Source organism: Streptomyces sp. NPDC002133 (assembly GCF_040296405.1).
Lineage (GTDB): Bacteria > Actinomycetota > Actinomycetes > Streptomycetales > Streptomycetaceae > Streptomyces.
In genome coordinates, this window is record NZ_JBEOXF010000011.1 from 141,290 (window position 1) to 157,253 (window position 15,964).

Below are 15,964 nucleotides of genomic sequence, written 5' to 3' on the forward strand. Positions count from 1 at the left end.
ACGGGGCACCGGGCGAGCGAGGGGAGCCGTACGTGCGGTTCGGGCGCAGCAAGCAGACGGCGACCGCCGTCGCCGTCGCCGTCATCGGCGGACTCCTCGGAACCGCTCCAGGCGCCGTCGCCGCGCCCGGCGAACCCGCCGCACCCACCGCCACCACGGTGCCGGACCGCGAAGGCGTCGCGGCCCTGCCGCCCGTGTGGCCGCGGCCGCAGACGCTCAGGGCCGCCGGGCCCGCCGTGCCGCTCGGCGAGGAGGTGACCCTCATCGCGGACCCCGGCAGCGACCCGTACGCCGCCGAAGCGGCCCGCGCCGTGCTGCGCGCCGCCGGGGTGCGGACGGTCCACACCACGCTTCCCGGCCGTGGACCGCTGGTCCTTCTCGGCGGCACCGCCGCGCAGGACGCCCTGCGTGCCCTGCGCGCACCCGAGCGCGCCGATCTGCCCGCAGGCGGCTACCGCGCCGCCGTGGGACGCGTCTCCGGCCGGGACACCGTCGCCCTGGACGGCGTCGGCGACGACGGGCTCTTCCACGGCGTGCAGACACTCCGGCAGCTGACCAAGGACGGTGCGGTCGCCGGGGCCGTCGTGCGCGACTGGCCCGGCACGGCCGTGCGCGGCATGGCGGAAGGCTTCTACGGACAGCCGTGGAGCCGGGAACAGCGGCTGGCGCAGATCGGCTTCATGGGCCGCACCAAGCAGAACCGCTATCTCTACGCTCCCGGCGACGACCCGTTCCGGCAGGCCCGCTGGCGTGAGCCGTACCCCGCCGGCCAGCGCGCCGAGTTCCGCGAGCTGGCCGAACGGGCCCGCCGCAACCATGTGACGCTCGCCTGGGCCGTCGCCCCCGCGCAGTCCATGTGTCTGGCGTCCGACGACGACATCAAGGCCCTCAAGCGCAAGGTCGACGCGATGTGGGCGCTCGGAGTGCGCGCCTTCCAGTTGCATTTCCAGGACGTGAGCTACAGCGAGTGGCACTGCGACCGGGACGCGGACACGTTCGGCTCGGGCCCGGAGGCCGCCGCGGCCGCTCAGGCGCGGCTCGCAGGGGAGCTGGCCGGGCATCTCGCCGAGCGCCACCCCGGCGCCGCCCCGCTCACGCTCATGCCGACGGAGTACTACCAGGACGGCGCCACCGAGTACCGGCAGGAGCTCGCCGCGCGACTCGACCCGCGGGTACAGGTCGCCTGGACCGGTGTGGGCGTCGTACCGCGCACGATCACCGGGCGGGAACTGGCCGGGGCGCGCGCGGTGTTCCGGCATCCGCTGGTCACCATGGACAACTACCCGGTCAACGACTACGCCCAGGACCGTATCTTCCTCGGTCCCTACACGGGCCGTGAGCCGGCCGTCGCGACCGGCTCGGCGGCGCTGCTCGCCAACGCGATGGAGCAGGCGACGGCGTCGCGCATCCCCCTCTTCACCGCCGCCGACTACGCCTGGAACCCCAAGGGGTACCGGCCGCAGGAGTCCTGGGAAGCGGCGATAGCGGACCTCGCGGGCGGTGTCGCGGGCGCCGACTCGGGGGGCGTCGCGGACGACGCCGCGAAGACCCGGGAGGCCCTCGGCGCGCTCGCCGGGAACCATGCCTCGTCGATCCTCAGCCCGCACGAATCCGCGTATCTGCGACCGCTGCTGGCCGGGTTCTGGCGGTCCCGGACCACGGCCGAAGCGCCCGCGCGCGACGAGGCCGCGCGGCGGCTGCGAGCGGAGTTCACGGTGATGCGCGAGGCGCCGCAGCGGCTCGCCGGCCTGGACGCCGAAGTGGGGCCTTGGCTGGACCAGTTGGCGCGGTACGGGCAGGCCGGCGAGCTCGCCGTCGACATGCTGCAGGCGCAGGCCCGCGGCGACGGCGAGGCGGCGTGGCGGGCCTCGCTGGCACTGGCGCCGCTGCGCGCGGCGATCCGCGGGCAGCACGTCATGGTCGGCAAGGGCGTGCTCGACCCGTTCCTCGACCGGGCGGCGAAGGAGTCCGCGGCATGGACGGGCGCGGACCGCAAGGCCGGGTCGGTGAGCCGTACCGCCTCCGTGTACACGGTGCATCTGGACCGGGCCCGGCCCGTCGAGGCGGTCACCGCGATGACCGAGCCTGGCGCGGACGGCTCCGCCGGGGCGCTGGAGGCTCATGTGCCGGGCGAGGGTTGGCGGCGCGTCGGCCCGCTCGCCGCGTCCGGCTGGACCCAGGCCCGCACGGCCGGGCTGCAGGCGGACGCGGTCCGGATCGTGTGGTCGGGCGCCGCGGCGCCGCCGGTGCGGGGGCTCGTTCCGTGGTTCTCGGACGAGCCGCGGGCCCGGCTGGCACTCGTACGGGGCGAGCTGGACGCGCCGATCGGCGGCGGCCCGCAGCGGACCGAGGCGTACGTCGCGGCGCAGCGTCCCGACGAGGTGCGGGGCGCGCTCACCGCGAAGGCGCCCAAGGGCATCACGGTGGCGGTGCCGAAGGAGGTACGGGTGCCACGGGGTACGCGCACGGCCGTGCCGGTCGAGGTCACCGTGCCGCCGGGGACGCCGGCGGGCGAGTACCAGGTGCCGTTCACCTTCGGCGGAGAGGAGCGCACCCTGACGGTGCGGGCGTACCCGAAGACGGGCGGGCCGGATCTGCTCCGGAACGGGGCCGCGTCCGCTTCCTCGTCCGGGGACGAGACCCCCGACTTCCCCGCGTCCGCGGCGACGGACGGCGACCCCGGTACGCGGTGGTCCTCGCCGGCGGAGGACGGCGCCTGGTGGCAGGCGGAGCTCGCGGCTCCGGCGCGGGTGGGGCATGTCGTCCTGCACTGGCAGGACGCGCACGCCGCGAGGTACCGCATCCAGGTGTCCGCGGACGGGCGCGTGTGGCGGACGGCGGCGACGGTCCGGGACGGGCGAGGCGGCCGTGAGACGGTGCGGATGGACGCGCCGGGCACGCGGTTCGTCCGGGTGCAGGGGGATGCGCGCGCGACGCAGTACGGGTACTCGCTGTGGTCGGTGGAGGCGTATGCGGTGGCCGGGGGCTGACACCCCCTGGGTCGTGGGTGGTTCTACGCGCTGCCGTCCTGCCGACGGTTCGTCGGCAGTCGTTCCTCCCCAGAGCTTCGCCTGGGAGGTGGCCCCTGATCCCGCCAGGACGAAGCCCCAGCGTGTGGGGGGTGACTCCCCAGCCCGAAGGGCTGTGGATGTGGAGGGCACGACCACCCTCCCGTTCGCGCGCGGACGCGCACCCCGGGCGGCCGGGACGTCGGTGGCCGCGGGGCCGGGGGCCACACGCGCACCCGGGCACGCACGCCCGGGCCCCGTGGCGGGCCCGGGCCGTACAAAGGCCCGGATCATCAGGCGGAGATGCCGTCGATCCGGGCCATCGCGTCGTCCGCGCCGTACGGCTGCAAGTACGGCAGCCAGCGCGGGTCCCTATGCCCGGTCCCGATGATGCGCCAGGCCAGGCCGCTCGGCGGAGCGGGTTGATGCCGCAGCCGCCAGCCCAGCTCGCGCAGGTGCCGGTCGGCCTTGACGTGGTTGCAGCGGCGGCAGGCCGCCACCACGTTGTCCCAGGCGTGCTGACCGCCGCGACTGCGCGGGATGACGTGGTCGACGCTGGTTGCGACGCCACCGCAGTACATGCAGCGGCCCCCGTCACGCGCGAACAGCGCGCGTCGGGTCAGAGGAACGGGCCCCCGGTAGGGGACCCGCACGAAGCGCTTGAGTCTCACCACGCTGGGCGCGGGGATCACTCGGGTCGCACTGTGCATGAAGGCGCCGGACTCCTCGAGACAGATGGCCTTGTTCTCGAGGACGAGGACGAGCGCGCGGCGGAGCGGTACGACGCCGAGCGGCTCGTACGACGCGTTGAGGACCAGGACATGCGGCACGGATGCCTCCTTGTACGCCGGCGACGCGTGGCTCGCGCCGGGACGATCTGCCCCCAGTCTCTCCTCCTGCCTGGTCGTGGCGCCACTACGTCCCCGTAACGGGCCGGAGGGATTTTGTGTGCGGTCGACCACACGCCCACGCCCCTCCGTCCCGAGAATGCCCCGGTGAGGGCCCTGTCTCCCGCGGACGGAGCGGCCGGGACGGGAGGTGTGCCCCGTTAGTGTGGTGGGACCGCCCACGCACGCCCTGGAGGTATCCGCCGTGTTCCTGGCCGCCGGTCCGTCCGACCCGCCCGTCACCATCGACAAGGCCACGGAGAAGGCCACCAACGCCGCAAGCTGGGTGGAGGAGAACTGGTCCACCTGGCTGAGCGTCGGTCTGCGCATCCTCCTCATCGTGGTGATCGCGGTGCTGCTGCGGATCGCCGTACGGCGTGCGCTCACGAAGCTGATAGAGCGCATGAACCGCAGCGCCCAGGCGGTCGAGGGCACGGCCATCGGCGGTCTCCTGGTGAACGCCGAGCGGCGCCGTCAGCGGTCCGAGGCGATCGGTTCGGTGCTGCGGTCGGTCTCCTCGTTCGTGATTCTCGGCACGGCGGGCCTGATGGTCCTCGGCGCGCTGAACATCGAGCTCGCGCCGCTGCTGGCCTCGGCCGGTGTGGCGGGCGTGGCACTCGGTTTCGGCGCCCGGAACCTGGTCACGGACTTCCTGTCCGGAGTGTTCATGATCATTGAGGACCAGTACGGCGTCGGCGACTCGATCGACGTGGGCGTGGCCTCGGGCGAGGTGGTCGAGGTCGGGCTGCGGGTGACGAAGCTGCGCGGTGACAACGGTGAGATCTGGTACGTCCGCAACGGCGAGGTCAAGCGGGTCGGCAACCTGAGCCAGGGCTGGGCGACCGCTTCGGTGGATGTGAACGTGCGTCCGACCGAGGACCTGGACCGCGTGCGTACGGTCATCGAGGAGGCCGCCGCGACGATGACCAAGGACGAGCCATGGAACGAGCGCCTGTGGGGCCCGATCGAGGTGCTCGGCCTGACCGAGCTGCTGCTGGACCAGATGACCGTCTCGGTCTCCGCGAAGACGATGCCGGGCAAGGCGCTCGCCGTGGAGCGCGAGCTGCGCTGGCGGATCAAACGCGCCTTCGACGAGGAGGGCATCCGGATCGTCGGTGGCCTGCCGCTCCAGGCCGACGGTGAGCAGCCGGTCAAGGACCCGACGGCAGGCATGGCCGCCCCGTCGGCATACGCCTCGAACACCTCGCCGCAGTCGGTGGCGGCGTCCCCGATAAATCCCCCGGCGAACATGTCGAAGTAGTCCGGAGCGGTGAGTGCGTAACGTCGGCACGCACTCACATCCGAATAGCAGGTACACAATCCTGCAACAGCAAAAGGGGCGCCGTGACCGGCGCCCCTTTCACATGAGGTCAGGGGATGCCCTACCCCCCTCTAGTACCACGACGTGCATTTGGTCGACACGCCCCCGGGCCCCTGAACATCCCTGGTGATGCAGACACGGTCCTTGTAGCCCGGGCCGTCGTACACCCAGTTGCTCTGGGCGTACTGACCGCTGGCCGTCCCGTAGATGCTCCGCCCTTCCTTGCTCACCCAGGTGGATTCGGAGAGTTTCCACTGGTCGATCCAGACACGGCACGCGGAAATGGCCCAATCCGGATCGAAGTCGTAGACGGCGTAGTACTTCATGTACTCGTGACCGGACGGCCCCTGGGGAATTCCGATGTGACGGCCCGCACCACAGGGTCCGTTGTCCACGGAATCCTTGTAGTAGGGATACGTCGCCGCCTGAGCCTGCGTCGCGGTGGTCATCGCGAGGAGGACGGCCCCGAGAATTACGGCGCCCTTACGTGCAATGCGCATTGACTTCCCCCAAATGAATTTCTCGGACTGCTGCGAGATCGTGCCTGCAGCAGACATGACAAGTCAACCGCCCTCAAACCTTGTGACGCAGGACACAACTGCATAACGCCACCCGCGAGACCCGATCGCACCCTTGACGCCGAAACGGCCGATGCCTACGTTCGAGCCGATAGGAAACTTTCCTAACAGTGCAGGTTCGAAGGGCAGGTGCAACCCCGTGGCCGGAACCACGCCCGGTACCCCGCGCGTACTGCGAGCCATGAACGACCGTGCCGCACTCGATCTCCTGCTCGAGCACGGACCGCTGTCCCGGACCCGGATCGGCAAACTCACCGGTCTGTCCAAGCCCACCGCCTCCCAGCTTCTCGCCCGGCTGGAGGCCGTGGGACTCGTCGTCGCCACCGGCACCACCGAGGGGCGACCCGGCCCCAGCGCCCAGCTGTACGCCGTCAACGCCCGCGCCGCCTACGCCGCCGGGCTCGACGTCACCCCGCAGCGCATTCGCGCCGCCGTCGCCGACATCACCGGCGAGACCGTCGGAGAGTTCGAGCTCCCCACCCCGGGGCGGCGGGCCGACAGCGTCGTACGCCAGGTCACCGAATCGCTCGACGGCGCGATCAAGGCCGCCGGCGTCACCCGCGCCGATGTCCATCGCACGGTCGTCGGCACACCCGGCGCCTTCGACCCGTCCACCGGGCGGCTGCGTTACGCATCGCACCTGCCCGGCTGGCACTCCCCCACCCTCTTGGACGAGCTGGCCGCGGTCCTGCCGATGCCGGTCGAGTACGAAAACGACGTCAACCTCGTCGCCGTCGCCGAGCAGCGTCTCGGCGCCGCCCACGGCCACGAGAACTTCGTACTGCTGTGGAACGAGGAGGGCCTCGGCGCCGCCGTCGTCATCGGCGGCAGGCTGCATCGCGGCTTCACGGGCGGTGCGGGAGAGGTCGGCTTCCTGCCGGTGCCGGGCACGCCGCTCGTCCGTCATGTGACCAAGGCGAACAGCGGCGGCTTCCAGGAATTGGCCGGTGCGCAGGCGCTGCCGCGGCTGGCCCGTGAGCTCGGCGTGGAGGTCCTGGGCGACGGCCCGCACGCCGAGGTCGCCACCACGCTGGTCGCCCGGGCCGCCGAGGCCGATGCGGGGCCGTACCGGCAGCTGCTGGAAGCCTACGCGACCGGGCTCGCGACCGGGCTGGCGTCCATGGTCGCCGTGCTCGACCCGGAGCTCGTCGTCCTGTCCGGCGAGGTGATCGCCGCCGGAGGGGAGCCGCTGCGCGATCGCGTTCAGGCGGAACTCACCGAACTGGCTGCGGCCCGGCCCCGGCTGGTCCTCGGCTCCGTACGCAAGCACCCGGTGCTGCGCGGCGCCTTGGAGAGCGCACTGGCGACCACCCGCGACGAAGTCTTCGACACGTCACGCTGAAACGAATCTCCGGACCTTCCACGCTCCTTTGACCCGCCCCCTTCCCCCGGCCCGTCCTGTCACAGGGAGACACCGCCATGCCCACAAACCGTCGGACCACGGCTGTCGCGCTCGCGGCGACGGCCGCGATATCTCTTCTCGCATCGGCCTGCACGGGGTCGAACGAGGGCGCCGCCACGGACGACCCGAACGCCAGGACCACCCTCACGTTCTGGCACGGCTGGTCCGCGCCGGGCGAGGTCGCGGCGATCGAGTCCAACATCAAGTCGTTCGAGGACAAGCACCCCAACATCAGCGTGAAGGTCGTCAAGGGCATCACCGACGCCAAAATCCAGCAATCGCTGCGAGCCGGCGGTTCGAACGCCCCGGACGTGGTGTCGTCCTTCACCACGGACAACGTGGGGCGGTTCTGCTCCTCCAAGGCGCTCACCGATCTGAAGCCGTTCCTGGAGAAGTCGAAGATCGACCCGGAGAAGACCTTCCTGCCCCAGATGGCCAAGTACACCCAGCACGACGGCACCCGGTGCACGGTGCCGCTGCTCGGGGACGCGTACGGCCTCTACTACAACAAGGACGCCTTCGAGAAGGCGGGGATCACGGCGCCCCCGAAGACGCTGTCCGAGTTCGACGCCGTGGTGAAGAAGCTGACCAGGACCAAGGGTGACGGCTTCGAGCAGCTCGGCTTCATGCCGCTCTACGGGGGCTACGAGACCACGGTCGAGCACTACGGCGGCAATTTCGGCGTGACGTACCTCGACGGGAGCGGCAAGTCCGACACCGCGCAGGACCCGGCCGTCACGTCGATGTTCACCTGGCAGAAGAAGCTGGTGGACGACCTCGGCGGATTCCAGAAGCTCAACAAGTTCCGCACCTCGTTCGGTGACGAGTGGGGCCCGAAGCACCCGTTCCACACGGGCCAGGTCGCCATGCAGATGGACGGCGAGTGGCGCGGCAAGATGGCCTCGGACGCCAAGCTGCCCTTCGAGATCGGCGCGGCGCCGTTCCCGGTGCCGGACGACCAGGTCGCCGACTACGGCAAGGGCTATCTGTCGGGCACGATCCTCGGCATCGCGAGCAACAGCCCTAAGAAGAACGCCGCCTGGGAACTGGTGAAGTACCTCTCCACCGACACGGACGCGGTCGTCTCCTTCGCCAACGCCATCCACAACGTTCCGTCGACCGTCGAGGCGCTGAACTCGCCGAAGCTGAACAGCGATCCGCTGTACCGCACGTTCGTGGACATCGCCCAGCACCCCAAGAGCTCGCACGCCCCCTCGTCCGTCAACGGCGGCGCGTTCCTGCTGACGCTCCAGGACAACGGCCTCGCCTACGAGAAGGGCGCGGAGAAGGACCTGGGCGCGCTGCTGAAGAAGAACGACGAGCAGGTCGACAAGGACAACGAGCAGGCCGGCTGAGATGACCACCGCTCCTGTGCCTGTGTCACCGGGGCTGAGGGCGAAGCGCACGCGCGGTGCGCTTCGGACCCTCGGCTTCCTCTCGCCCTGGCTGGTCGGGTTCGGCGTGTTCTTCGCGTACCCGCTGATCTCGACCGTCTACTTCTCCTTCATGGAGTACGACGGGTTCACGGCGCCCCGGTGGGTGGGGCTGAAGAACTGGGCGTACGTCCTCCAGGACAACCCCTTCTTCTGGCCCGCCCTGCGCAACACGCTCTGGCTGGTGCTCGTCATGGTCACCTGCCGGGTCGCCTTCGGGCTCGGCATCGGGCTGCTGATCACCAAGGTCAAGACCGGGGCGGGGATCTTCCGCACCCTGTTCTACCTGCCCTACCTGGCCCCGCCGGTGGCGGCGACGATGGCGTTCGTCTTCCTGCTCAACCCGGGCACGGGGCCAACCAACACCATTCTGGGCACGCTCGGACTCGGCGAGCCCGACTGGTTCAACAGCGCCACCTGGTCGAAGCCGTCGCTCACGCTGCTCGCGCTGTGGGGCATCGGCGACCTCATGGTCATCTTCATGGCGTCGCTGCTCGACGTCCCCAGGGAGCAGTACGAGGCCGCCGAGCTGGACGGCGCGAGCGCATGGCAGCGCTTCCGGTACGTGACGCTGCCCAACATCTCGCCGATCGTGCTGTTCGCAGTGATCACCGGGGTGATCGCCACGATGCAGTACTACACGGAGCCGCTGGTGGCGGCGAAAGTGGCGAGTGGCGTGATCGGCGGCTCCGGGCAGCAGTTCGAGCCCGGCTACCCCGACAAGTCCACGCTCACGGTTCCGCAGGTGGTCTACAACCTGGGTTTCCAGCGGTTCGACACCGGGGCGGCGTGTGTCGTTGCGCTCGTGCTGTTCGTGCTCGCCATGATCTTCACCGGGTTCCTGATGCGCCGGCGCAGCGGCTTCATGGGGACGGAGGACTGACCGACGATGACGCAGACGACATTCTCACCGCCGCTCGATGCCGGGCCGACCGCGTCCGCCGCGACGAGTGGTACGGCGGCCAGGCGGGCGGCGCGACGCAGGGCCGCTCTGGAGTGGATCGCGGTCCACTCACTGGCCGTCGCCGCCGCCCTGTTCTTCCTGCTGCCGTTCGTCTTCGTGTTCCTGACCGCGGTGATGAGCGACAGCCAGGCACTCACCCGCGAGCTGTGGCCGCACACCTGGGAGTGGGGCAACTTCGCCACCGTGTGGAACACTCCCGGCTTTCTGACGTGGTGGCGCAACACCCTGCTGTACGCGGGGCTCGGCACAGTGCTCGCCGTGGCGAGCAGTCTCCCCGTGGCGTACGCGCTCGCGAAATTCCGCTTCCGGGGGCGGAACGTGATGATGATGCTGGTGATCGCGGCGATGATGCTGCCGCCACAGGTGATCATCGTTCCCATGTACCTGTTCTGGGCGAAGCAGCTGGACCTGGCCGGCACGCTCTGGCCGCTGATCATCCCGTTCGCGTTCGGCAACGCGTTCACGATCTTCCTGATGCGCCAGTTCCTGCTGACGATCCCCCGCGAGTACACCGAGGCCGCGAAGATCGACGGCTGCGGCGAGTTCCGTACGATGATCAAGGTCGTGCTGCCGATGGCCAGGCCCGCGATCGCGGCGTCCGCGCTGTTCCACTTCTTCTACTGCTGGAACGACTACTTCGGTCCGCAGATCTACGCCTCGGAGAACCCGGCCGCGTGGACGCTGAGTTACGGCCTGGAGTCGTTCAAGGGCGCCCACCACACGGACTGGAATCTGACCATGGCCGCGACCGTGCTGGTCATGGCCCCCGTGATCATCGTCTTCTTCTTCGCCCAGAAGGCGTTCGTCGAAGGCGTCACCCTGACCGGAGTGAAGGGCTAGAACACACATGAGGCTCGCAGTCGTGGGTGGCGGATCCACCTACACACCCGAACTGATCGACGGCTTCGCCCGATTGAGGGACACCCTCCCGATCAGTGAACTCGTCCTCGTCGACCCCGCGGCCGACCGTCTGGAACTGGTCGGCGGTCTCGCCCGGCGGATCTTCGCCAGGCAGGGACACGACGGCCGCATCGTGACGACCGGGGATCTGGACGCCGGGGTGGCCGGCGCCGACGCCGTCCTGCTGCAGCTGCGCGTCGGCGGGCAGGCCGCGCGGGAGCAGGACGAGACCTGGCCGCTGGAGTGCGGCTGCATCGGCCAGGAGACCACCGGCGCAGGCGGTCTCGCCAAGGCGCTGCGCACGGTACCGGTGGTGCTCGACATCGCCGAACGAGTGCGGCGCACCAACCCGGACGCCTGGATCATCGACTTCACCAACCCCGTGGGCATCGTGACGCGGGCGCTGCTCCAGGCCGGTCACAAGGCCGTGGGTCTGTGCAACGTGGCGATCGGCCTCCAGCGGAAGTTCGCCGGGCTGCTGGGGGTGACGCCGGGCGACGTGCATCTGGACCATGTGGGCCTCAACCACCTCACCTGGGAGACCGGTGTGCGCCTCGGCGGCCCCGAGGGGGCGAACGTCCTGCCGAAGCTGCTCGCCGAGCACGGCGACACCATCGCCGGTGACCTGCGGCTGCCCCGCCAGATCGTCGACCGGCTCGGCGTCGTCCCCTCGTACTACCTGCGCTACTTCTACGCGCACGACGCGGTCGTGGAAGAACTGCGGACCAAGCCGTCGCGGGCCGCCGAGGTCGCGGCGATGGAGAAGCAGCTGCTGGAGATGTACGGGGACCCGGCGCTCGACGAGAAGCCCGCGCTGCTGGCCAAGCGGGGCGGGGCCTTCTACTCGGAGGCGGCGGTCGATCTGGCCGCCTCGCTGCTCGGCAGTGCAAGCAGCGGGCCCGAAGGGCCCTCCGTCGAGGGTGGTGGCGGGCGGCGGGCGGGAGGCAGCCCGTACCAGGTGGTCAACACGTACAACAACGGGACGCTGCCGTTCCTCCCCGACGACGCCGTGGTCGAGGTGCAGGCCGCCGTCGGCGCGCAGGGAGCCACACCGCTGCCGGTACCCGAACTCGACCCCCTGTACAGCGGGTTGATCGCCAACGTCACCGCGTACGAGGAGCTGGCCCTGGAGGCGGCGCTGCGCGGCGGCCGCGACCGGGTCTTCAAGGCGCTGCTCTCGCACCCCCTGATCGGCCAGTACGAGTACGCCGAGACGCTCACGGACCGGCTGATCGCGCACAACCGGGAGCACCTCACGTGGGCGTGACCGCTTCAGTCCTCGCCGTCGACGCGGGCAACAGCAAGACCGACGTGGCCTTCGTCGGGGCCGACGGATCGGTGCTCGCCTCCGGCCGGGGCGGCGGCTTCCAGCCGCCGTACGTCGGCATCGAGGCGGCGTTCGACACGCTGGCCTCGACGGTCGGCAAGGCCATGGAGCAGGCCAGGGCGCGGGGCGAGGCCATCGACGGCATCGAGCACGTGTCCGCCTGCCTCGCCAACGCCGACCTCCCGGTCGAGGAGGAGGAGCTCACGGTCGCGCTGCGGGGGCGTGGCTGGGGCCGCACGGTGGAGGTGCGCAACGACACCTTCGCCATCCTTCGCGCGGGCGTCGACGAACCCCGGGGCGTGGCCGTCGTGTGCGGCGCGGGCATCAACTGCGTGGGCATGCTGCCCGACGGCCGAACCGCACGCTTCCCGGCGATCGGCAAGATCTCCGGGGACTGGGGCGGCGGTGCCGGACTCGCGGAGGAGGCGCTGTGGTTCGCGGCGCGGGCCGAGGACGGGCGCGGCGAGCCGACGGAGCTGGCGCGGGCTCTTCCGGCGCACTTCGGTCTCGGGTCGATGTACGCGCTCATCGAGGCGCTCCATCTGGGCCGCATTCCCGCCGGGCGCAAGCACGAGCTGACCCCGGTGCTCTTCGCGACCGGCGCGGCAGGGGACCCTGTGGCCGGGGCGATCGTCGACCGGCTCGCGGACGAGGTCGTCGCGATGTCGACCGTGGCCCTGGGCCGGCTCGGCCTGCTCGACGAGGAGGCGCCGGTGGTGCTGGGCGGCAGTGTGCTGGCCGCGCGGCATCCCCGGCTCGACGGGCGCATCGCCGAACTCCTCGCCGCCCGCGCGCCGAAGGCGACGCTCTCCGTGGTCACGTCCCCGCCCGTCCTCGGCGCGGCCCTCCTGGGCCTCGACCATCTCGCCGCCCCGGCGGCGACCCGGGCGCGGCTGCGGGCGCACTACGCGTAGGCGGCAGGCGAGTCGGGCGGGGGTGCCTGGGGGCCGCCTGCGTGCGGCTCACCTCTCCCCGCCCCTCCCGGCTGTGTCGACGTGCGGCTCCGCCGCGTAAGGGCTCCGCCCCGGCCCCGGGCGGCGCAGTCCGGTTCCGTCCGGGCGGCCCGGATGTCCGCCTCGAACGCCGGACGGGCTCCCAAGGAGCGGCCGTCCCCACGTCCGCGGGACGTAGGGGTGTGGAGGCGCCGGGGTTCGGGGGCGGAGTCCCCGCAAAGAGGGCTGGGGCGGAGCCCGCTTGCCGCCGACCGCCGCCGCGAGGGCCTTGAGGTCGAGCCGGCCCGCGACGACGCCCCCACACAGAGGCCCGGCGCGTGGGTCCGCGGCAGGCGAGTTGTGGGGCCGGAGTGGGAACCGATCGGGTCCGTGTGGCGTATTCATGGTGGGGGTTCGGGGCAGGGGGCGCATTGGCAGCATTGACGCGACAGACGAGATAGCTCAAGATCCAGTCAATCCTGGGTGTGGATGTCCGCCCCTGCGGCCATACTTCTGGCCGGGCAGTCGTCCCCGACCTCGCGGGGTGCGGGACGCCGTCAGTGACCGAGGGGGAGGTCAGAGTGACATACACACCGAGCGCGGGACCGCCCGCGCCACCGGCTCCGCCGGGCGCGCCTGTCCCGGGGCAGCCGGGGTACGAGGGCTCGCGGCCGTCGGGGGACCAGTCGGCGCCGCCTCCCGGGACGCTCGCACGCCGCAGCGCCTGGGCCGAGACGACGGCGCAGTTGCGCGCTGCGGCGACGACGGAGCCGGGCAGGCTGCGGATCATCGGCGCCGTGCTCGCCGCTCTCGTCGTGGCGTTCGGCGCCGTCACCGCCTTCGAGATCGCCGACCGCGCGTCCGCCGCCGACGCCGTCGTCAACCGCAGCCAGCCGCTGAGCGCCGACGCCGCGAGCATCTACCGCTCACTGGCCGACGCCGACACGGCCGCGGCGAGCGGTTTCCTGGCCGGCGCACAGGAGCCCGCGGAGGTCCGCGAGCGCTACCGCAAGGACATCTCCAACGCGTCGCTGCTGCTCGTCAAGGCCGCGGCGAACACGGACGGTTCGACCGAGTCGGGCCGCTTCATCGCCACGCTCAACGAGCAGCTCCCCCGCTACACGGGCCTGATCGAGCGGGCCCGGGCCAACAACCGCCAGGGCCTCCCCCTCGGCGGCGCGTATCTGCGGTACGCGAACCAGCAGATGACGAGCGAGCTGCTCCCCGCCGCCCAGAAGCTGTACGAGGCGGAGACCGCCCGCCTGGACGAGGACCACGGCGACGCCCGCCTCTGGCCGTTCCTGTCGCTCGCCATCGGAGTGGGCGCGCTGGGCGTGCTGGTCTGGGCGCAGCGCCGCAACTACCACCGGACGAACCGGGTGTTCAACCACGGGCTGCTCGCGGCCACCGCCGCGTCGACAGTGGTCCTGCTGTGGCTGGCCGTAGGGCACACGGTGGCCAGGACCGAGCTCAACGACGCCCGGGCCCACGGCCAGGAGTCGCTGAAAGTCCTCAACGACGCCCGGATCAACAGCCTCAAGGCCCGGGCCAACGAGAACCTGACGCTGGTCGCACGAGGCGCCGTCCTCACGGCCGACGGCAAGAGCGACAAGTACGAGACGGACTACACGTCGGGCATGGACCGGCTCAGCGACTCCCTCGGCCGCGCCCGCACCCTCGCCGACGACGGCGAGGGCCGCACCCCGGTCGCCGCCGCCGTCTCCGCGGTCTCCGAGTGGAAGTCCCGCCACAAGTCGGCCAGCGACACCGACAAGGCCGGTGACTACGAGGGCGCGCTGGCGAAGGTGATCGGCGAGAAGGAGTCCACGGGCCAGTCGTTCGACCGCGTGGACAACGCGCTGGAGCAGGCGCTCGCGCACGAGCAGGCCGAGTTCACCAAGTCCGCCGAGGACGGGCGCGGCGCGCTGACCGCACTGCCGGTCGGCGCGGCGGTGCTGGCCGTGCTCGGCGCGGTGGGCGCGGTCCTGGGCATCGGCCGCAGGCTTTCGGAGTACCGGTGAGAGGGGGAGAGATGGGGGACGGAGTGTCCGGCGGGATGCCGGACGTGACCCCGGACGCGGGCGCGGCGAGGCCGTCGCCGCGGCCGGGCCGGCTGCGCAGGCTCCGCGGCTGGGGAGGCGTCGCCGGAATGGCGGCTGCCTGTGCGCTGACCGCGTCCCTGACTCTGCTGCCGCTCTCGCACGGCGGTCCGCACGCCACGTCGCCCGATGCGTCGACCGGCGTGCCGGGCACGGGCTCGGTCGCCGCGGTGCCCGCGAAGGCGGACGAGTGCACGGACCCGGAGCGGTCGCTGACCCCGTCCCCGGCGGACGGGCCTGCGATCGCCGAGATCAAGCAGCGCGGCAAGCTGATCGTCGGCGTCGACCAGAACAGCTACCGGTGGGGCTACCGCACGGCGGACGGCAAACTGGAGGGCTTCGACATCGATCTCGCCAGGGCCATCGCCAAGGACATTCTCGGCAGTCCCGACGACGTCATCTTCCGTGCCATTCCCACCAACCAGCGCATCGCCGCACTGAACAGCGGCACGGTCGACCTGGTCGTCCGGACGATGACCATCAACTGCGCCCGGATCGAGCAGGTCGCCTTCTCCACCGCGTACTTCCAGACGGGGCAGCAGGTGCTCGCCCCGCGGGAGTCCCCCATCACGGGCTACGACAAGTCCCTGGCCGACCGCAAGGTCTGCTCGGCCGAGGGCTCAACGGCCTACGAGGCGCTGGAGAAGGAGTCGTTCGGCGCGGTCTTCAAGGACGACGGCGACGGCGGGCCGGGCGACAAGGACCGGCTCACGGTCTCCAACCAGCTGGACTGCCTGGTCCGGCTGCAGCTCGGCGAGGTCGACGCGGTCGTGACGGACGCCGCCCTCGCGGCCGGCCAGGCGGCGCAGGACCCGGCCGTCGAACTGAAAGGCGGCAAGCCTTTCACCACCGAGTACTACGGCGTGGCCGCCAAACTGGGCAAGGACGACCTCGTCCGCCGGGTCAACAAGGTCCTCGACGACTACCGCAGGGGCCCCTGGATGACGGCGTACGCAAAGTGGCTGAAGGCGGACCTGCCCGGTATATCCGGCCCGCCGGCGCCGAAGTACCGGAACAATTGAGACCGGGACCACGAGGACCGGGACCACGAGGACCTGCCCGGTCCGCGTCCGGCCCGGGCCGGGCCGGACGGGATGCGCGGCAGTGGACCGA

At 71.3% G+C, this 15,964-nt stretch carries 12 protein-coding genes; 10 read left to right on the plus strand and 2 right to left on the minus strand.

The annotated features are described in order from the left end of the window. Positions 1-32 precede the first annotated feature (32 nt). Positions 33-2,990 carry a glycoside hydrolase family 84 protein gene (locus tag ABT078_RS15170; protein ID WP_351227718.1) on the plus strand — a complete coding sequence of 986 codons (2,958 nt, stop codon included), beginning with the start codon at positions 33-35 and terminating at the stop codon, positions 2,988-2,990. Between the two features lie 311 nt (positions 2,991-3,301). Here ABT078_RS15170 and ABT078_RS15175 read toward each other — a convergent pair whose 3' ends face one another. Next, positions 3,302-3,838, minus strand: coding sequence for an HNH endonuclease (locus ABT078_RS15175; protein WP_351227671.1), 537 nt, complete (start codon positions 3,836-3,838; stop codon positions 3,302-3,304). Between the two features lie 262 nt (positions 3,839-4,100). On the opposite strand from ABT078_RS15175, the gene ABT078_RS15180 reads away from it, so the two are divergent. Further along, positions 4,101-5,156 carry a mechanosensitive ion channel family protein gene (locus tag ABT078_RS15180; protein WP_502981223.1) on the plus strand — a complete coding sequence of 352 codons (1,056 nt, stop codon included), beginning with the start codon at positions 4,101-4,103 and terminating at the stop codon, positions 5,154-5,156. 131 nt (positions 5,157-5,287) lie between these two features. Here ABT078_RS15180 and ABT078_RS15185 read toward each other — a convergent pair whose 3' ends face one another. Continuing rightward, on the minus strand, positions 5,288-5,716 hold the full coding sequence (locus tag ABT078_RS15185; RefSeq protein WP_351227673.1) for a hypothetical protein: 429 nt from the start codon (positions 5,714-5,716) through the stop codon (positions 5,288-5,290). A gap of 217 nt (positions 5,717-5,933) precedes the next feature. Between ABT078_RS15185 and ABT078_RS15190 the strand changes: the two genes are divergently transcribed. The 8 genes from ABT078_RS15190 (at position 5,934) to ABT078_RS15225 (ending at position 15,873) form a co-directional block, all read left to right on the plus strand. After that, a complete protein-coding gene (locus ABT078_RS15190) occupies positions 5,934-7,136 on the plus strand; it encodes an ROK family transcriptional regulator (RefSeq protein WP_351227675.1) in 1,203 nt (400 codons plus the stop codon). 77 nt (positions 7,137-7,213) lie between these two features. Then, entirely contained in the window at positions 7,214-8,551 is a 1,338-nt protein-coding gene (locus tag ABT078_RS15195) for an ABC transporter substrate-binding protein (RefSeq protein ID WP_351227677.1), read from the plus strand. Between the two features lies 1 nt (position 8,552). Next, positions 8,553-9,512, plus strand: coding sequence for a carbohydrate ABC transporter permease (locus ABT078_RS15200; protein ID WP_351227679.1), 960 nt, complete (start codon positions 8,553-8,555; stop codon positions 9,510-9,512). Positions 9,513-9,518: 6 nt separating this feature from the next. Beyond that, a complete protein-coding gene (locus ABT078_RS15205) occupies positions 9,519-10,433 on the plus strand; it encodes a carbohydrate ABC transporter permease (RefSeq protein WP_351227681.1) in 915 nt (304 codons plus the stop codon). A gap of 7 nt (positions 10,434-10,440) precedes the next feature. Next, complete coding sequence (locus ABT078_RS15210; RefSeq protein WP_351227683.1) at positions 10,441-11,760, plus strand: 6-phospho-beta-glucosidase; 1,320 nt, start codon at positions 10,441-10,443, stop codon at positions 11,758-11,760. After that, entirely contained in the window at positions 11,751-12,734 is a 984-nt protein-coding gene (locus tag ABT078_RS15215; protein WP_351227685.1) for an N-acetylglucosamine kinase, read from the plus strand. The genes ABT078_RS15210 and ABT078_RS15215 overlap by 10 nt, the downstream gene beginning before the upstream one ends. A 599-nt stretch (positions 12,735-13,333) precedes the next feature. Then, positions 13,334-14,773: a GlnX family signal transduction membrane protein gene (locus ABT078_RS15220; protein ID WP_502981220.1), complete on the plus strand. Its 1,440-nt coding sequence runs from the start codon at positions 13,334-13,336 to the stop codon at positions 14,771-14,773. A 35-nt stretch (positions 14,774-14,808) separates the two neighbouring features. After that, a complete protein-coding gene (locus ABT078_RS15225) occupies positions 14,809-15,873 on the plus strand; it encodes a glutamate ABC transporter substrate-binding protein (RefSeq protein ID WP_502981224.1) in 1,065 nt (354 codons plus the stop codon). Positions 15,874-15,964: the final 91 nt, after the last annotated feature.

Excerpts from the sequence above, each read along its gene's own strand:
- ABT078_RS15185 (WP_351227673.1), bottom strand. The coding sequence starts at position 5,716 with ATGCGCATTGCACGTAAGGGCGCCGTAATTCTCGGGGCCGTCCTCCTC.
- ABT078_RS15195 (WP_351227677.1), top strand. The coding sequence starts at position 7,214 with ATGCCCACAAACCGTCGGACCACGGCTGTCGCGCTCGCGGCGACGGCC.
- ABT078_RS15200 (WP_351227679.1), top strand. The coding sequence starts at position 8,553 with ATGACCACCGCTCCTGTGCCTGTGTCACCGGGGCTGAGGGCGAAGCGC.
- ABT078_RS15205 (WP_351227681.1), top strand. The coding sequence starts at position 9,519 with ATGACGCAGACGACATTCTCACCGCCGCTCGATGCCGGGCCGACCGCG.
- ABT078_RS15210 (WP_351227683.1), top strand. The coding sequence starts at position 10,441 with ATGAGGCTCGCAGTCGTGGGTGGCGGATCCACCTACACACCCGAACTG.
- ABT078_RS15225 (WP_502981224.1), top strand. The coding sequence starts at position 14,809 with ATGCCGGACGTGACCCCGGACGCGGGCGCGGCGAGGCCGTCGCCGCGG.